Genomic DNA, 16,105 nt, shown 5'->3' with positions numbered 1-16,105 from the left:
CTTCATTGCCGTCATGCGGACGATCCGACGCCCCTCGGGGCGGACGTGTCCGCATGTCCAAACGACAGACGACCCAGGGAGGGCACCCCTCATGAACATCCATGAATACCAGGCCAAGGCCGTGCTGAAGGACTTCGGCGTGCCGGTGCCGACCGGCTACCCGGTGCTCAAGGCCGAGGAGGCCGAGGCCGCCGCCGCCAAGCTCGCCGGGCCGGTCTGGGTCGTGAAGGCCCAGATCCACGCCGGCGGGCGCGGCAAGGGCAAGTTCAAGGAGGCCGCGGCCGGCGAGAAGGGCGGCGTGCGGCTGGCGAAGTCCGCCGAGGAGGCGACGGCCTACGTCCGCGAGATGCTCGGCCACACGCTCGTCACCCTGCAGACCGGCCCGGCCGGCAAGCAGGTGAACCGGCTCTACATCGAGGAGGGCTCGGCGATCGACCGGGAGTTCTATCTCTCCATGCTGGTCGACCGCGCGACCTCGCGGGTCGCCTTCGTGGTGTCGACCGAGGGCGGCATGAACATCGAGGACGTGGCGCACGACAGCCCTGAGAAGATCGTCACCTTCTCGGTCGACCCGGCGACCGGCATCCTGCCGCAGCACGGGCGGCGCGTGGCCGATGCGCTGAAGCTCTCGGGCGACCTCGCCAAGCAGGCGGAGAGCCTCGTCGCCAGGCTCTATGCGGCCTTCGTCGCCAAGGACATGAGCCTGCTCGAGATCAACCCGCTGATTGTCACCAAGGACGGCCAGCTGCGCTGCCTCGACGCCAAGATCGGCTTCGATGGCAACGCGATCTACCGGCACCCGGACATCGCCGCGCTGCGCGACGAGACCGAGGAGGACGACAAGGAGATCGAGGCCTCCAAGTACGACCTCAGCTACATCGCGCTCGACGGCACCATCGGCTGCATGGTCAACGGCGCCGGGCTCGCCATGGCGACGATGGACATCATCAAGCTCTACGGCGCGGCGCCGGCCAACTTCCTGGACGTCGGCGGCGGCGCCACCAAGGAGAAGGTGACGGCGGCGTTCAAGATCATCACCGCGGACCCGAACGTGAAGGGCATCCTGGTCAACATCTTCGGCGGGATCATGCGCTGCGACGTGATCGCGGAGGGCGTCATCGCCGCCGTGAAGGAGGTCGGGCTGCAGGTTCCGCTGGTGGTCCGCCTGGAAGGCACCAACGTCGACCTCGGCAAGAGGATCATCCGGGAGTCCGGCCTGAACGTCATCCCGGCCGACGACCTCGACGACGCGGCCCAGAAGATCGTGGCGGCCGTCCACGGCCAGACGCAGGGAGTGCACTGATGTCGGTTCTGATCAACGCCGAGACCCGGGTCATCACCCAGGGCTTCACCGGCAAGACCGCGACCTTCCATTCCGAGCAGGCGCTCGCGTACGGGACGAAGCTCGTCGGCGGCACCTCGCCGGGCAAGGGCGGCTCGACCCATCTCGGCCTGCCGGTCTTCGACACGGTCGCGGAGGCGAAGGCGAAGACGGGGGCGGACGCCTCGGTCATCTACGTGCCGCCGCCCGGCGCCGCGGACGCCATCTGCGAGGCGATCGACGCGGAGATCCCGCTGATCGTCTGCATCACCGAGGGCATCCCGGTGCTCGACATGGTCAAGGTCAAGCGGGCGTTGTCGGGCTCCAAGTCGCGCCTGATCGGGCCGAACTGCCCGGGCGTGATGACGGCGGGCGAGTGCAAGATCGGCATCATGCCGGGCAACATCTTCAAGCGCGGCTCGGTCGGCATCGTGTCGCGCTCCGGCACGCTGACCTACGAGGCGGTGTTCCAGACGACCCGCGAGGGGCTCGGCCAGACCACCGCCGTCGGCATCGGCGGCGACCCGGTCAAGGGCACGGAGTTCGTCGACGTGCTCGAGCTCTTCCTGGCGGATCCGAAGACCGAGTCGATCGTCATGATCGGCGAGATCGGCGGCTCGGCCGAGGAGGATGCTGCGCAGTTCCTGAAGGACGAGGCGAAGCGCGGGCGCTGGAAGCCGACGGTCGGCTTCATCGCCGGCCGCACGGCGCCTCCGGGCCGCCGCATGGGCCATGCCGGCGCGATCATCGCGGGCGGCAAGGGGGGCGCCGAGGACAAGATCGCCGCCATGGAGGCGGCCGGCATCCGGGTCTCGCCGTCGCCGGCGCGGCTCGGGCGGACGCTGGTCGAGCTGCTGGCCGAGGGCGCCCGCAAGGCGTCCTGACCGCGCCCGAACCCCTCGGAACCCAATGGAATGCCCGGGCCCAGGCCCGGGCATTCGCCGTTCCGGAGGCCGGACGACCGGCCCCTCGGTCGCCAAAAGGAAAGGGCGCGGTCCCTGCGGACCGCGCCCCGATGTCTCCATCATCCGGCCGCTCGGGCCGACTCCGTCACTCCTGGCGCTGGCCGAACAGCTGCAGCAGCATGGTGAAGAGGTTGATGAAGTCGAGGTAGAGCGTCAGCGCGCCCATGATCGCCGAGCGGCCGATAGTGGCCTCGTCGGCGCCCTGGAGGCTGTAGACGTACTCCTCCTTGAGGCGCTGGGTGTCGTAGGCGGTCAGGCCCGCGAAGACCAGCACGCCGATCACCGAGATGGCGAACTGCAGGGCCGAGGAGGCCAGGAAGATGTTCACCAGGCTCGCGATCAGGATGCCGATCAGACCCATGAACAGGAAGGAGCCCCAGCCCGACAGGGACTTCGACGTCGTGTAGCCGTAGAGCGACAGGGCGCCGAAGCTCGCCGCGGTGATGAAGAACACCCGCGCGATCGAGGCGTGCGTGTAGACCAGGAACACGGTGGCGAGCGAGACGCCGACGAGGGCCGCGTAGAGCCAGAATACCATCTGGGCGGTGGACGGCTGCATCGACTGCACCCGGAAGCCCAGCAGGAACACCAGCGCCACGGGCGCGAAGACGATCACCCACTTCAGCGGGCTCACGAAGAGCAGCCGGCCGAGTTCGGTCAGTGCGATACCGCCGCGGATCGTAGCCACCGCATCGGGGGCGCCGACGGTCGTCACCGACATGTTGTAGACGACGAGCGCGGCAAGCCCGGTCAGCGCCACGCCGATCGCCATGTAGTTGTAGATCGAAATCATGTAGGCGCGCAGGCCCTGGTCAACGGCCTGGGCGTCCGCACGCGCCACGGTCGAGCCGAACCGCGCGTATTGGTTCCCGTAGTTCGACATCGGCAGACATCCTCTCAAGTCGACGGTCCAAGGACCGCTCCTCGCGGTCGTACCGTAATATGGGTCCCTGCGCAGAGCCCCGCAAGCGGGTCACGTCAGGTTTTTATCAGTTTCAGGGCCATGGTGACAGGCGAACCTTAACGGCGGCTTCACAGGTTGCGGAGGGCCGGCGCGGGCCGGGCGCCGAGCGCGCGCCAGGTGTCGATCAGGCCAAAGCCGATGGTCGCCGCCAGGGAGGCGAGGACGGCGCCGACCGCGACGGTGCCGTCGAAGGCGAAGCCGAGGTTCATCACGCGGGAGACGACCATCCAGGCGCCCGCGGTGCCGGCCGCGAGGCCGAAGACCGCGGTGGCGAGGCCGAGAAGACCGTATTCGAGCGCGAGCGCGGTGACCAGCCGGCGGCGGGTGGCGCCGAGCGTCTTCAGGATCACCGCATCCAGGATGCGCCGGCGCTGGCCGGCCGCGAGCGCGCCGGCGAGGACGAGCACGGAGGTCAGGACCGTGACGCCCGCGGCGGCGCTGATGCCGTCGGCGAGCTTGGAGACGAGGTCGTCGACGGCCTTGAGGGCGTCCTTGACGCGGATTGTGGTCACGATCGGGAAGGCGGCCGTGACCTTGCGCAGGAGCGCGATCTCCTTCTCGGCCGTGCCGCCGTCGGGCCAGGTCACGGTGGCGAGGTGGCCGTGCGGGGCGGCGCGGAAGGTGTTGGGGGTAAACACCATCACGAAGTTGATGGCGAGCGACTCCCATTGGACGCTGCGCAGGTTGGCGATCCGGGCCTCGAACTCGCGGCCGAGCACGTTGACCTTGAGGGTGTCGCCGAGCTTGAAGCCGAGCTGCCGGGCGAGTTCGGCGTCGAAGGAGACGAGCGGCGGGCCGGCATAGTCCTTGGCCCACCAGGCCCCCTCGACGACCCGGGAGTTGTCCGGCACCTCTCCCGCGTAGGTTATGCCGCGGTCGCCGTTCAGCACCCAGGCGGCGTTGGGCGGCGGCTTGAGCTCGGCGGCGGCCACGCCGTTCGCGGCGACGATGCGGCCGCGCAGCATGGGGACCTGCTGGACGAGCGCCTCCGGGGCCTCGCGCTTCAGGAGCGCGTCGAAGGCGGCGAGGTCGCGGTTCGGCACGTCGAGGAAGAAGAAGCTCGGCGCCTGGCGCGGGATCTGGTTGGTCAACTGACTGCGCAGGTTGGAATCCACGAGCGCGAGTGTGACGAGGAGCGTGAGTCCGAGGCCGAGCGACAGGACGACGGACGGCGTGGGCGCGCCCGGGCGGTGGATGTTGCGCAGCGCCAGCCGGAGTTCGGTGGAGCGGACGGCCGGGGCGCGGCGGGCGAGCGCCATGACCCCGGCGGCGACGCCGCGCAGCAGCAGGAAGGCGCCGACGAGGGTGCCCAGGTACATGAGGGCGACGAAGCGGTCCTCGGCGAGGCCGATCGCCAGGGCGGCGAGGCCGGCGAGCGCGGCGGCCACGCCTGCGAGGTAGCGCGGGCGGGGCCAGCGGCGGTCGGGCTCGACCTGGTCGCGGAAGAGGGCGGTCGGGGGGATGTCGTGGGCGCGGCCGAGCGGCAGGCACGCGAAGGCGGCGGCGGCCAGGAAGCCGTAGGCGACCGCCAGAGCCAGCTCGGACGGGTAGAGGGCGGCGCGGGCGCCGAGCGGGATCAGGTCGGCGAGAAGGCGGCCGGCGAACCAGGGCGTCACCGCGCCGGCCACGAGGCCCAGGAGGATGCCGGCGGCGGCGAGCGCCATGATCTGCAGGAAGTAGACCCGGAACACGAAGCCGCCGGTCGCGCCGAGGCACTTGAAGGTGGCGATCACCTCCCGCTTGCCTTCCAGATAGGCGCGCACCGCGTTGGCGACGCCGACGCCGCCAATGATCAGGGCCGTGAGGCCGACCAGGGTCAGGAACTGGGCGAAGCGGTCGATGTTGCGCTTCAGGTTGGGGGCCGCGTTGGCGCGGCTGCGCATTTCCCAGCCGGCGGTCGGGAAGAGGCGGTCGGCCTCCTTGCCGATGGCGTCGAGGGCGGCCTCGTCGGGGGCGGCCGCTGCGAGGCGCACCCGGTAGTGCCAGCGCACGAGGCTGCCCGGCTGGACGAGGCCGGTGCCGGCGAGGGCCTCCGCGCTCATCAAGAGGCGCGGGCCGAAGCCGACCCCGCCCGCCACCTTGTCTGGCTCGTTGCGGACGATGCCGGTGATCGTGAAGGCGCTCGTGCCGACCGAAACCTTGTCGCCGACCCTGAGGTCCAGGCGCACCAGGAGCGGCACCTCGACGAGGCCGCCCCAGGAGCCGTCCGGTTGGCGGGCCAGCAGCGCGCGGGCATCGGGGACCGGCGCCCCGCCGGCGTCCTCGGCCTCGAGCCGGCCGTAGAGCGGGTAGGCCCCGTCCACCGATTTGATCTCGACCAGCGCCTGGTCGACGCCGTCGCCCTTGCGGGCCATGGCGCGCAGGGTGGCGACCTCCGAGACGGCGCCGAGCCGGTTCAGATAGGCCCGCTCGTCGGGCGTCGCCTGCCGGTGGATCAGCGCGAAGGCGACGTCGCCGCCGAGGATGGTCTGGCCCTCGTCGGCGATCGTCTCCGTCATGGCGCGGCTGACCGAGTTCACGCCCGAGATCGCCATCACGCCGAGGGCGATGCAGAGGATGAAGATCCAGAAGCCGCGCAGGCCGCCGCGCAGCTCGCGCAGGGCGAAACGGAACGCGACCGCGTTGGACTGGGCGCGGGGGGCGGGCACGAAGGCGGCCATCGGCGGGCTCAGGCGGTCAGGGCGGGGGCGGTCGCGCCCTCCGCCGGGTCGGAGGCGATGCGGCCAGACTCGACGCGGACGATCCGCTCGCAGCGCCGGGCCAGGGCGACGTCGTGGGTGACGAGCACCAGGGTGGCGCCGCGCTCGGCCTGCTTGGCGAAAAGCAAGTCGGCGATCTGGCGGCCTGTGGCCTGGTCGAGGTTGCCGGTGGGCTCGTCGGCGATGACGATCTCCGGGCGGGGCACGAGGGCGCGGGCGATGGCCACGCGCTGCTGCTCGCCGCCGGACATCTCGGCCGGATAGTGCTTCATGCGGTCGGCGAGGCCGACGGCGGCCAGCTCCTCTGCGGCACGGTCGAAGGCCCTCGCCTCGCCGGCGAGCTCGAGCGGCACCGCGACGTTCTCGAGCGCGGTCATGTTGGGGACGAGGTGGAAGGCCTGGAAGACGATGCCGATCCGGCGTCCGCGGAAGAGGGCGAGGTCGTCCTCACCCATGCGGGTCAGGTCCGTCCCGGCGACCGTCACGCGCCCGCCCTGGACCCGCTCGAGGCCGGCCATCACCATCAGGAGCGTCGACTTGCCGGACCCGGACGGGCCGACGATGCCGACCGAGCGGCCTCTCTCGACGGACAGCGAGGCGCCGCGCAGGACGTGGACCGAGACCGCCCCCTTGCCCAGCCTGAGATCGAGGTCGGTCAGTTCGATGATGGGATCGGGCACGGGCGGGACCTATATGGTGGACGGCGGGCCGGATGCCCGCGGACGGGACGCGGCCACGCCTGATATGGGAGCGGCCCGGTTTCGATCCAGTCACATCGGAGCGAACGGTTCATCTCATGATTTTCAGCCGACGCCTCAGGGGACTCGTCCCGGTCCTCCTCTGCCTCGCCGCGACGGCCCTGCCGGCCGCTGCCGCGGACCCGATCCGCATCCTGGCGCTCGGCGACAGCCTGACGGCGGGCTACGGCCTGCCGCCGGGCGACGCGTTCCCGGTTCGGCTCGAGGAGGCCCTGAAGGCGCGGGGGCATCACGTTCGCGTGATCAACGCGGGCGTCTCCGGCGACACCGCCGACCAGGGATTCGCGCGGCTCGACTGGGCGCTGGCCGAGGGGGCGGATGCGGCGATCGTGGAGTTCGGCGCCAACGACGCCCTGCGCGGGATCGACCCGAAGGTCACCCGGCAGGCGATCGACGGCATCGTGGGCACGCTGACCGGGCGCGGCATCCCGGTGTTGCTGGCCGGCATGCTGGCGCCGCGCAACATGGGGCCGGCCTACCAGGCCGCCTACGACCCGATCTTCCCCGAGGTGGCGGCCAGGTACGGCGTGATCTTCGATCCGTTCTTCCTGGAGGGCGTGGTGCTCGACCCGGCGCTGAACCAACGCGACGGCATCCATCCGAACCGGGCGGGGGTGGACCGGATCGTGGCGCGGATCTTGCCAAAGGTGGAGGAACTGATCGGGCGGGTTCGGGCGAAGCGGTCTTGAGTCCCGAGTCGCGATCGGGCTACTGATCCGTATCTTCCGCAATCCTACGAGGATTACCATGCCGGCCAGCCGCGAACCCGTGTCCATGACTTACCGCCCGCTCGGGCGGACCGACCTCCGGGTCTCCGCCCTCTGTCTCGGCACGATGACCTGGGGCGAGCAGAACACCGAGGCCGAGGGGCATGCGCAGCTCGACGCGGCGCTCGATGCCGGGATCAACTTCATCGACACGGCCGAGATGTACGCCGTCCCGCCGCGGCCGGAGACGCAGGGCCGGACCGAGGAGATCATCGGGACGTGGTTCGCGGCCCGGAAGAACCGCGACAAGGTCATCCTCGCCACAAAGGTGTCGGGCCGGAGCGCCAATTCGTGGCTGCGCGACGACGGCTCGCCGACCCGGCTCATGCGCCGTCAGATCGACGAGGCGGTCGCCAAGAGCCTGAAGCGGCTCAGGACAGACTTCATCGACCTCTACCAGGTGCACTATCCGGACCGGCCCGTGGTGCAGTTCGGATCGAACCCCATGGTCTGGCGCACGCCGGCGCCGGCCGCAGACGAGACGGCGATCGAGGAGTCGCTCGACGCGCTCGCGGCGCACGTGAAGGCGGGCCGCATCCGCCATCTCGGCGTCTCGAACGAGACGTCCTGGGGTACGATGAAGTGGCTGTTCGCGGCCGAGACGCGCGGGCTGCCGCGCATCCAGTCGATCCAGAACGCCTATTCGCTGGTCAACCGCACCTTCGAGGTCAACCTGGCGGAGGTCGCGCTGCGCGAGGACGTCGGGCTCCTGGCCTACTCGCCGCTCGCGCAGGGATTCCTGACCGGCAAGTACCGGAACGGGGCGCTGCCGCCGAAGTCGCGCAAGGCGCTGTTCAACCGGCTGCAGCGCTACGAGGGCCCGCAGGCCGCGCCGGCCTTCGACGCCTATTGCGAGCTGGCCGCCGCGCAGGGGCTCGATCCGGCCCAGATGGCCATCGCCTTCGCGGCGTCGCGGCCCTTCACGACTGCCGCCATCATCGGGGCGACCACCATGGACCAGCTCGCCACCTGCCTCGGCAGCCTTTCGGTGAGGATCACGCCGGAGCTCGAGGCGGCCATCGACGCCATCCACCTGAGGTCTCCGAACCCTTGCCCGTGAGCGGGGCCGGCCCGCTCAGGCGTCGGGACGCCAGAGGCGGGCGAGGTCGAAGCGGCGGACGTCGTCGAGGAGCTCGACCATGACGGCCGCCGCATGGTCGAGGGAGGCGTTCCCCTTTTCGGCCGTGGCGATGGCGGCGTTGCCGACGGTACCGTCGCGGTTCAGGTCCTGGGCCTTCCAGCCGAACTGGATCTGGCCGTGGGCGCGCAGGTGCTTGAACTCCTGCTCGAAATCCTCCTGGGCGGAGCGGAAGTCCTGGGCGAGATCCATCTTCACCAGGTCCGGGCGCAGCGCCAGCATGATGGAGGTCTCGATCTCGCCGCCGTGGATGCCGAAGGCCCGGTCGTGGGCGCCGTAGAGGCCGTCCGGCTGGCCGAATCGCGACCAGGCGGTCGCCACCACCAGCATGTCGTGGCGGACGCGCAGCTCGCGGGCGACGACGTCGATGATCGGCACGTTGCCGCCGTGGCTGTTGATGATCACCATCTTGCGCAGGCCGGCGCGCGCCACGCTGTCGCCGATCTCGAGCCAGCTCCGTGTCACGGTTTCCCACGTGAAGGTCAGGGTGCCGGGGGACGAGATGTGCTCGTTCGACTTGCCGATCGCCTGGGTGGGCAGGAAGACGGCGGGGATGTCGGCGGGCAGGATCTTCAGCGTGCGCGCGATATGGCCGTTGTTGATGATCATGTCGGTGGCGAGCGGCAGGTGGGGGCCGTGCTGCTCGATGGCCGCGACGGGAAGCACGGCGATCCATTCGGCGGCCTCCGGGACGCGGAAGTCGTAGGTGGTCATCTCGTGCCAGAAGCGCTTCGGGGGCATGCGCGGGGCCTTCTTCAGAGGTTTTCGAGGAAACGGCGGGCGGCGGCCCCATGCTGGGCGCGCAGTTCCGCGACGTCGACGTGGAGCGGCAGGCCGTCGACCACGCGCCAGTCGCCGGCGACCATCACCCGGTCGGCCCTGTGCGCGCCGCAGAGGACGAGGGCCGCGATCGGGTCGCCCGCGCCGGAGAAGCGCAACTCGTCCAGGGTGAAGAGCGCCAGGTCGGCCTGCAGCCCGGGCGCGATGCGGCCGATGTCGGTGCGGCCGAGGCAGGCGGCCGAGCCTTCGGTCGCCCAGCGCAGGGCGTCCAGGTGGGTGAGCGTGGCGTCGTAGGTGAGGCGCCCGATCATGAGGGCGTGGCGGACGCCCTCCATCAGGTTGGAATTGTCGTTCGACGCCGAACCGTCGACGCCGAGGCCGACGGGAACGCCGGCCGCCTCCAGCTCGCGGGTCCGGCAATGGCCGGAGGCGAGCACCATGTTGGACGTCGGGCAATGGCAGACGCCGACGCGGTGCCGGCCGAGACGGCGCACCTCCTCGTCGGTGAAGTGGATGCCGTGGGCGAGCCAGGTCCGGTCCTGAAGCCAGCCGACCTCCTCGAGATAGTCGACCGGCCGGCACTGGAAGTTGGCGAGACAGTACTCGTCCTCGTCGCGGGTCTCGCCGAGGTGGGTGTGCAGCCGGCAATCGTGGCGCTCGGCGAGCCGGGCGGTCTCGACCATCAGGCGCTTGGTGACGTTGAAGGGGGCGCAAGGAGCCAGCGCGACCTGCAGCATGGCGCCTTCGGACCGGTCATGGTAGCGGCCGAGCACGCGCTCGCAGTCGGCCAGGATGGTGTCGACGTCCTGGGTGGCGTCCGCCACCGCGTTGCCGCCCTCCTCGACCGACATGTTGAGCGAGCCGCGGGTCAGCGTCATGCGCATGCCGGCGGCGGTCGCCTCCTCGGCCTGGATGTCCATCGCGGCGTCGAGGCCGGGCGGGAAGAGGTACTGATGGTCCGACACGGTGGTGCAGCCGGACATCAGGAGCTCGGTCAGGGCGAGCCGTGTGGCGAGGCGCAGGTTTGCGGGATTCACGTTCTTCGCCCAGATGGGGAAGAGCGCGGCGAGCCAGGGGAAGAGTTCCTTGTTGATCGCGGCCGGGTGCGCCCGCGTCAGCGTCTGGAACATGTGGTGGTGGGTGTTGACGAGGCCGGGCACGACCACGTGGCGCGAAGCGTCGAAGACCTCGTGCACCGGGCTCGCCGGTTCGCGCCCGCGGCCGACGAGCTCGACGATGCGCCGCCCGTCGATCACGACGCCCCGCTCGGCGCCGTCGGCGAGCAGGGCGATGGGGTCTTTCAGCCAGAGGGGCATTCAGGCACGTGTCCTATAGAAATCGCGCAAGGGGATGTCGAGGCCGATCGCCGGCATGCCGATCACGGTGTCATAGCCGAGGAATTCCTGCATGGTCCAACCCCCGTCTTGCCGGGCATGCAGGATGCCGACCGGTTCGGCCGGCTCGATCAGCAGGATGTACTGGATCGTGGCGACGCGCTGGTACTCCAGGACCTTGCGCAACGTATCGACGCTCCGTGTCGACGGGCTCAGGACTTCGATGACCAGAATCGGCCTGTCCGCGTAGAGCAAGTCGTCATCCGGACGACCGCAGTCCACCGTGATGTCGGGGCGGCGGACGTTGCCGTTCGGGATACTGATCGCGAGAGCCTCGGTGAAGGGCTCGCACGGGCTGCCCTCCAGCCTTCGCGACAGCGACGACAAACCCAGGACGACGGCCCGGTCGTGACCCTTTCGGGCCCCGGTCATGGCGCGCGGGATGCCGTCGACGAGTTCGTAAGTCCCCTCCTGGCGCGTCGCCCACGCCAGGAACGTCTCGGGATCCATCCGTTCGAACTTGGTCTCGGCCATCAAGACACCTCGCGACCGCACCGTATCACGGCAGCCGCGCGGCGATCACCTCCACCTCGACCTTCATCTCGGGGCGGGTGAAGCCGGTGACGACGACCAGGGTCGAGGCGGGCGGGGGCGAGCCGACGCGGGCGTCGCGGACGGCCATGTAGTCCCTCATGAAGGCCCGGTCGGTGACGAAGGCGCGCAGCTGGACGACGTCGTCGAGGGTCATCCCGGCCTCGGCCAGGATGGCGGCGATGTTGTCGAAGCAGAGGTGGGCCTGGTCGGCGACGCTCTCCGGGACGGTGTCGTCGGCGCGCACGCCGAGCTGGCCGGAGACGAAGACCGTGCGCGCGCCGGGCGCGAGCTCGATGCCGTGGCTGTAGCGCGCGAAGGGCGCACGGATCGCGGCAGGCTGGAGGGGCGTCTTCGACATGAGGCGGCCTGGGGAAACGGAGGAGGGGGACGGCGGAGATTAGGAGGGCGGGGCCGGACTCGACAAGGTGGAGCGCAGGCAGGCGCCCTCTGGGCTTGCACAAAGGATAATCAATTGCCTTCTCGCAGAGCATGCGCTTCCATCAGCTCGGTCGGACCGGCACGTCCGGCCGCGGCTTGCCCATTTGCGCGGCGGCGCCTCGGCATCCGCGCTCGGGGAAAAGACGTACTGGGACGGACCCGTGGCACGACACTTGCGACGGGTCGCCACCACACCCGAACGACCCGCAGGCCCGCCCGGGCCACGAGCGGGCAGGGCCTGAAGGAGAGCGTCATGACGATGGGATGGAAGGCGGTCGGCTTGCGGATCGTGGCGGCGGCAGGCCTGGTGGCCGGTGCGGCGACGGGCGCGGCGGCGCAGGACAAGGTGACCTTCGGCACCAATTGGCTCGCCCAGGCCGAGCACGGCGGATACTACCAGGCGGTCGCGGACGGGACCTACAAGAAGTACGGGCTCGACGTGACGATCCGCCAGGGCGGTCCGCAGGCGGCGAACCGAACGCTGCTGGTCGCCGGCCAGATCGACTTCTACATGGGCGGCAACATGCTGCAGTCGATCGACTCGGTGAAGCAGGGAATCCCGACGATCGTCGTCGCGGCGATCTTCCAGAAGGATCCGCAGATGCTGATGGCGCATCCGGATTCGGGGGTGGAGAAGTTCGCCGACCTCGCCAAGCTGCCCACCATCTTCATGGGCAAGGACGGCTTCATCACCTTCTTCCAGTGGATGAAGGTAGCGTATCCGGGCTTCAAGGACGAGCAGTACAAGCCCTATACCTTCAACCCTGCGCCCTTCATCGCCGACAAGAAGTCGGCGCAGCAGGGCTACATCACCTCCGAGCCCTTCGAGGTCGAGAAGCAGGCCGGCTGGAAGCCGAAGATGTTCCTGCTCGCCGACAACGGCTTCGACACCTATTCGACCACGATCGAGACGACCCAGAAGCTGGTGGACACCAAGTCCGACATGGTCCAGCGCTTCGTCGATGCCTCCATCATCGGCTGGTACAATTATCTCTACGGCGACAACAAGGCCGCCAACGCGCTGATCAAGAAGGACAACCCCGAGATGACGGACGCGCAGCTCGCCTTCTCGATCGCAAAGATGAAGGAGTTCGGCATCGTCGAGTCCGGCGAGGCTCTCGCCAAGGGCATCGGCTGCATGATCGACGCGCAGCACAAGTCCTTCTACGACAAGATGGCGGGCGCCAAGGTGGTCGACGCGGGCGTCGACTACACCAAGTCGTTCACCACCAAGTACGTCTGCAAGGGCGTCGGGCTCGACGTGAAGAAGAAGCTCGCCGGCGGCTGATGTCCGGTATAGGTAGCGGCGGGCGTCCCGGCGCCCGCCGTCCCGTTGCGAGTCGAGCAGTCCGTCCTGATGAGCGCCAGCGCCAAGCCGATCGTCTCCCTGAAGTCCATCTCCAAGACCTTCTCGAACGGAACGGTCGCGCTCGCCGACATGTCGCTCGACATCCGGGAGGGTGAGTTCGTGTCCCTGCTCGGCCCGTCGGGCTGCGGCAAGTCGACCGCGCTCAGGATCATCGCCGGCCTCGGCGCGGCGACGACCGGCAGCGTCGACTGGCCGACGTCGCAGTACGATCCGGAAGGGCGGCCGTCCCGCGAGATCGGCTTCGTGTTCCAGGAGCCGACGCTGATGCCCTGGGCGACGGTCTTCTCGAACGTCTTCCTGCCGCTGCGGATCCGGGGCCAGTCCAGGGCGCAGGCCCGCGAGGAGATCATGCACGCGCTGGAGCTGGTCGGGCTCGCGAAGTTCGCGGAAGCCTATCCGCGCGAGCTCTCCGGCGGCATGAAAATGCGCGTGTCGATCGCCCGCGCGCTCGTCACCAAGCCGAAGATCCTGCTGATGGACGAGCCCTTCGCGGCGCTCGACGAGATCACCCGCTTCAAGCTCAACAACGACATCCTGCACCTGCGCGAGACGCTCGGCTGGACGGTCGTGTTCGTCACCCACTCGGTGTTCGAGTCCGTCTACCTGTCCAGCCGCATCGTCGTGATGGCGGCGCGGCCCGGGCGGGTCGTGTCCGAGATCGGGATCGACGTGCCGGGCGAGCAGGGGGAGGAATTCCGCACCTCCGACACCTACGCGGCCTATTGCCGGCGCGTCTCGGAGGCGCTGCACGCCGCCATGGGAGCGAACGACCACCTATGAGCGCCGTCGACACCGCCGTCGAGACGACAACGCCCTCCGAGCCGGCCTTGGCGCATTTGCGCCACCTCGCCCTCAAGGTGGGCATCCCGCTCGTCATCCTGGCGATCATGATCGGGGTCTGGGACTGGATCGTGGTGGCCAACGACATCAAGCCCTACATCCTGCCGCGGCCCTGGCTGGTCTACCAGACGCTGCTGAAGGACTGGCCGACCCTCTATCCGGCCCTGCTGGTCACAGTCAAAATCACCTTCTCGGCGCTCGGACTGGCGCTCGTCGGCGGGGTGGTGCTGTCGATCGTCATGGCGCAGTCGCGCTGGGTGGAGCTGGCGCTTGCGCCCTACATGGTCGTCCTGCAAGTGACCCCCATCGTGGCGATCGCGCCCCTGATCCTGATCTACGCGCCCGACACCCAGACGGCGCTGCTCATCTGTGCCTTCATCGTCACCTTCTTCCCCGTCCTGTCCAACACCACGCAAGGCCTGAAGAGTGTCGACCACAACCTCCTGAACCTGTTCGAACTCTACGGGGCGGGGCCGCTCCAGACGCTGTTCCTGCTCAAGCTTCCATCGAGCCTCCCCTACTTCATGACAGGGCTCCGGATCGGCGGCGGGCTGGCGCTGATCGCCGCCGTGGTGGCGGAGTTCGCGGCCGGGTCGGCGGGGGCGGGCTCCGGGCTCGCCTTCCGTCTGCTCGAATCGCAATACAGGCTCAACATCCCGCGCCTCTTCGCGGCGCTGATCCTGCTCTCCGGCACGGGCGTCGCGATCTTCGGGCTGACCAGCCTCGTGTCGTACCTGACGCTGCGCCGCTGGCACGAGAGCGCGCTGAAGCGGGAGAACTGAGGACCGGCGATGCAGATGGGCTTCCTGAAGATCCCCGAGGCGGAAGCCTGGTTCCTGTCGCGCGCGACCGTTCCGGCCTGCCTCCTCGGCCATGCGAGCCCGGCGGCGGATCAGGACGGGCTGGCGCTCGTCGACATTTTGGTGGCCGGCGGGCGGATCGCCCGCATCGCGCCGGCAGGGGCGGCGGCCCCGCAGGACCTGCCGGTCGTCGACATGGACCGGGGCATGGTGTTCCCCGCCTTCGTGGAACTGCACACGCATCTCGACAAGGGGCACATCTGGCCGCGCCGGCGGAACCCCGATGGGACCTTTCCGGGGGCGCTGGAGAATGTCGGGCTGGACCGGGCGCAGAACTGGACGGCCGACGACGTCCGGCGGCGCATGGACTTCGCGATCCGCTGCGCCTACGCGCATGGGACGGCGCTGATCCGCACCCATATCGATTCCATCGCGCCCCAGCACCGGATCTCCTGGCCGGTGTTCCAGGCCATGCGGGAGACCTGGGCCGGCAAGGTGGACCTGCAGGGCTCCTGCCTGTTCGGGATCCAGTTCACCGCCGATGCCGCCTTCATCGAGGACGTGGTGGCGCATGTGACGGAGGCCCGGGGCGTCCTGGGCGCGGTCACGTATGTGGATCCGACGCTCGTTCCCGGCCTGGACCTGATGTTCCGCAGTGCGGCCGAGAAGGGGCTCGATCTCGACTTCCACGTCGACGAGACCGGCGACCCGACTGTCCGCACCCTCGGGGTCATCGCCGAGACGGCGATCCGGCACCGATTCCAGGGGCGCATCACGGTCGGGCACTGCTGTTCGCTGGCCCGCCAGGACGAGGCGACGATCGACCGGACGCTCGACCTGGTGGCCGAGGCCGGGATGGCGGTCGTGTCGCTGCCCATGTGCAACATGTACCTGCAGGACCGGGTCCCCGGGCGGACGCCGCGCTGGCGGGGCGTGACGCTCCTGCACGAGATGAAGGCGCGGGGGATCCCGGTCGCGGTCTCCTCCGACAACACGCGCGATCCCTTCTATGCCTACGGGGACCTCGACGCCATGGAGGTGTTCCGCGAGGCGGCGCGCATCCTGCACCTGGACCACCCGTTCGGCGACTGGCCTTCCGCGATCACGCGGACGCCGGCCTCGGTGATGCGTCGGGACGACCGCGGGCACCTCTCCGAGGGCGGGGCGGCCGACCTTGTGCTGTTTCGTGGGCGGACCTGGACGGAGCTCCTGTCGCGTCCGCAGGCCGACCGGGTGGTGGTGCGCGACGGGCGCGCGATCGACAGGACGCTTCCGGACTACCGCGAACTCGACGACCTGATGCGGCGGTGAAATCCTGCCGCGGAGGCCGGACGAGGC

At 69.6% G+C, this 16,105-nt stretch carries 15 protein-coding genes; 8 read left to right on the top strand and 7 right to left on the bottom strand.

Annotated features, from left to right (window positions below):
• Nucleotides 1-91: 91 nt before the first annotated feature.
• Entirely contained in the window at nt 92-1,303 is a 1,212-nt protein-coding gene (sucC, locus tag WBG79_RS26530; protein WP_337360261.1) for an ADP-forming succinate--CoA ligase subunit beta, read from the top strand.
• Nucleotides 1,303-2,205, top strand: a complete 903-nt coding sequence (sucD, locus tag WBG79_RS26525; RefSeq protein WP_337360260.1) for a succinate--CoA ligase subunit alpha — start codon at nt 1,303-1,305, stop codon at nt 2,203-2,205. The genes sucC and sucD overlap by 1 nt, the downstream gene beginning before the upstream one ends.
• A 166-nt stretch (nt 2,206-2,371) precedes the next feature.
• On the opposite strand, the gene WBG79_RS26520 is transcribed toward sucD, so the two are convergent.
• The 3 genes from WBG79_RS26520 to WBG79_RS26510 form a co-directional block, all read right to left on the bottom strand.
• The gene (locus tag WBG79_RS26520; protein ID WP_337360259.1) at nt 2,372-3,169 is read right to left on the bottom strand and encodes a Bax inhibitor-1/YccA family protein; all 798 of its coding nucleotides are present in this window, start codon (nt 3,167-3,169) and stop codon (nt 2,372-2,374) included.
• 149 nt (nt 3,170-3,318) lie between these two features.
• Nucleotides 3,319-5,910: an ABC transporter permease gene (locus WBG79_RS26515; protein WP_337360258.1), complete on the bottom strand. Its 2,592-nt coding sequence runs from the start codon at nt 5,908-5,910 to the stop codon at nt 3,319-3,321.
• A gap of 8 nt (nt 5,911-5,918) precedes the next feature.
• A complete protein-coding gene (locus WBG79_RS26510) occupies nt 5,919-6,629 on the bottom strand; it encodes an ABC transporter ATP-binding protein (RefSeq protein WP_337360257.1) in 711 nt (236 codons plus the stop codon).
• 116 nt (nt 6,630-6,745) lie between these two features.
• On the opposite strand from WBG79_RS26510, the gene WBG79_RS26505 reads away from it, so the two are divergent.
• Together WBG79_RS26505 and WBG79_RS26500 are read left to right on the top strand one after the other, a co-directional pair.
• Complete coding sequence (locus tag WBG79_RS26505) at nt 6,746-7,396, top strand: arylesterase (RefSeq protein WP_337360256.1); 651 nt, start codon at nt 6,746-6,748, stop codon at nt 7,394-7,396.
• An 85-nt stretch (nt 7,397-7,481) separates the two neighbouring features.
• Nucleotides 7,482-8,534 (top strand): aldo/keto reductase, encoded by a 1,053-nt coding sequence (locus tag WBG79_RS26500; RefSeq protein ID WP_337360354.1) that lies wholly within the window; start codon nt 7,482-7,484, stop codon nt 8,532-8,534.
• 15 nt (nt 8,535-8,549) lie between these two features.
• Here the strand turns inward: WBG79_RS26500 and WBG79_RS26495 are convergent, their stop codons facing one another.
• The 4 genes from WBG79_RS26495 to WBG79_RS26480 are packed head-to-tail and all read right to left on the bottom strand — an operon-like array spanning nt 8,550 to nt 11,678.
• Nucleotides 8,550-9,353 carry a creatininase family protein gene (locus WBG79_RS26495; protein ID WP_337360255.1) on the bottom strand — a complete coding sequence of 268 codons (804 nt, stop codon included), beginning with the start codon at nt 9,351-9,353 and terminating at the stop codon, nt 8,550-8,552.
• Nucleotides 9,354-9,367: 14 nt separating this feature from the next.
• Nucleotides 9,368-10,708 carry an 8-oxoguanine deaminase gene (locus tag WBG79_RS26490; protein WP_337360254.1) on the bottom strand — a complete coding sequence of 447 codons (1,341 nt, stop codon included), beginning with the start codon at nt 10,706-10,708 and terminating at the stop codon, nt 9,368-9,370.
• Nucleotides 10,709-11,260 (bottom strand): Uma2 family endonuclease, encoded by a 552-nt coding sequence (locus WBG79_RS26485; protein WP_337360253.1) that lies wholly within the window; start codon nt 11,258-11,260, stop codon nt 10,709-10,711.
• A gap of 25 nt (nt 11,261-11,285) precedes the next feature.
• Complete coding sequence (locus WBG79_RS26480; protein WP_337360252.1) at nt 11,286-11,678, bottom strand: RidA family protein; 393 nt, start codon at nt 11,676-11,678, stop codon at nt 11,286-11,288.
• Nucleotides 11,679-12,011: 333 nt separating this feature from the next.
• Between WBG79_RS26480 and WBG79_RS26475 the strand changes: the two genes are divergently transcribed.
• From WBG79_RS26475 to WBG79_RS26460, 4 genes are all read left to right on the top strand, one after another.
• Nucleotides 12,012-13,046 (top strand): ABC transporter substrate-binding protein, encoded by a 1,035-nt coding sequence (locus tag WBG79_RS26475; RefSeq protein WP_337360251.1) that lies wholly within the window; start codon nt 12,012-12,014, stop codon nt 13,044-13,046.
• Nucleotides 13,047-13,115: 69 nt separating this feature from the next.
• Nucleotides 13,116-13,907 carry an ABC transporter ATP-binding protein gene (locus WBG79_RS26470; RefSeq protein WP_337360250.1) on the top strand — a complete coding sequence of 264 codons (792 nt, stop codon included), beginning with the start codon at nt 13,116-13,118 and terminating at the stop codon, nt 13,905-13,907.
• A complete protein-coding gene (locus WBG79_RS26465) occupies nt 13,904-14,749 on the top strand; it encodes an ABC transporter permease (RefSeq protein ID WP_337360249.1) in 846 nt (281 codons plus the stop codon). Before WBG79_RS26470 ends, WBG79_RS26465 begins: the two co-directional genes overlap by 4 nt.
• 9 nt (nt 14,750-14,758) lie before the next feature.
• Entirely contained in the window at nt 14,759-16,078 is a 1,320-nt protein-coding gene (locus tag WBG79_RS26460; RefSeq protein WP_337360248.1) for a cytosine deaminase, read from the top strand.
• Nucleotides 16,079-16,105: the final 27 nt, after the last annotated feature.

The organism is Prosthecomicrobium sp. N25, from assembly GCF_037203705.1.
Taxonomy (GTDB): domain Bacteria; phylum Pseudomonadota; class Alphaproteobacteria; order Rhizobiales; family Ancalomicrobiaceae; genus Prosthecodimorpha.
The sequence above is the reverse complement of the archived record's forward strand: the minus strand, read 5'-3'. Positions and strand labels throughout refer to the sequence as shown.

Excerpts from the sequence above, each read along its gene's own strand:
- WBG79_RS26515 (WP_337360258.1), bottom strand. The coding sequence starts at position 5,910 with ATGGCCGCCTTCGTGCCCGCCCCCCGCGCCCAGTCCAACGCGGTCGCG.
- WBG79_RS26485 (WP_337360253.1), bottom strand. The coding sequence starts at position 11,260 with ATGGCCGAGACCAAGTTCGAACGGATGGATCCCGAGACGTTCCTGGCG.
- WBG79_RS26495 (WP_337360255.1), bottom strand. The coding sequence starts at position 9,353 with ATGCCCCCGAAGCGCTTCTGGCACGAGATGACCACCTACGACTTCCGC.
- WBG79_RS26460 (WP_337360248.1), top strand. The coding sequence starts at position 14,759 with ATGCAGATGGGCTTCCTGAAGATCCCCGAGGCGGAAGCCTGGTTCCTG.
- WBG79_RS26520 (WP_337360259.1), bottom strand. The coding sequence starts at position 3,169 with ATGTCGAACTACGGGAACCAATACGCGCGGTTCGGCTCGACCGTGGCG.
- WBG79_RS26480 (WP_337360252.1), bottom strand. The coding sequence starts at position 11,678 with ATGTCGAAGACGCCCCTCCAGCCTGCCGCGATCCGTGCGCCCTTCGCG.
- WBG79_RS26505 (WP_337360256.1), top strand. The coding sequence starts at position 6,746 with ATGATTTTCAGCCGACGCCTCAGGGGACTCGTCCCGGTCCTCCTCTGC.
- sucC (WP_337360261.1), top strand. The coding sequence starts at position 92 with ATGAACATCCATGAATACCAGGCCAAGGCCGTGCTGAAGGACTTCGGC.
- WBG79_RS26490 (WP_337360254.1), bottom strand. The coding sequence starts at position 10,708 with ATGCCCCTCTGGCTGAAAGACCCCATCGCCCTGCTCGCCGACGGCGCC.
- WBG79_RS26475 (WP_337360251.1), top strand. The coding sequence starts at position 12,012 with ATGACGATGGGATGGAAGGCGGTCGGCTTGCGGATCGTGGCGGCGGCA.
- WBG79_RS26465 (WP_337360249.1), top strand. The coding sequence starts at position 13,904 with ATGAGCGCCGTCGACACCGCCGTCGAGACGACAACGCCCTCCGAGCCG.
- sucD (WP_337360260.1), top strand. The coding sequence starts at position 1,303 with ATGTCGGTTCTGATCAACGCCGAGACCCGGGTCATCACCCAGGGCTTC.
- WBG79_RS26500 (WP_337360354.1), top strand. The coding sequence starts at position 7,482 with ATGACTTACCGCCCGCTCGGGCGGACCGACCTCCGGGTCTCCGCCCTC.
- WBG79_RS26470 (WP_337360250.1), top strand. The coding sequence starts at position 13,116 with ATGAGCGCCAGCGCCAAGCCGATCGTCTCCCTGAAGTCCATCTCCAAG.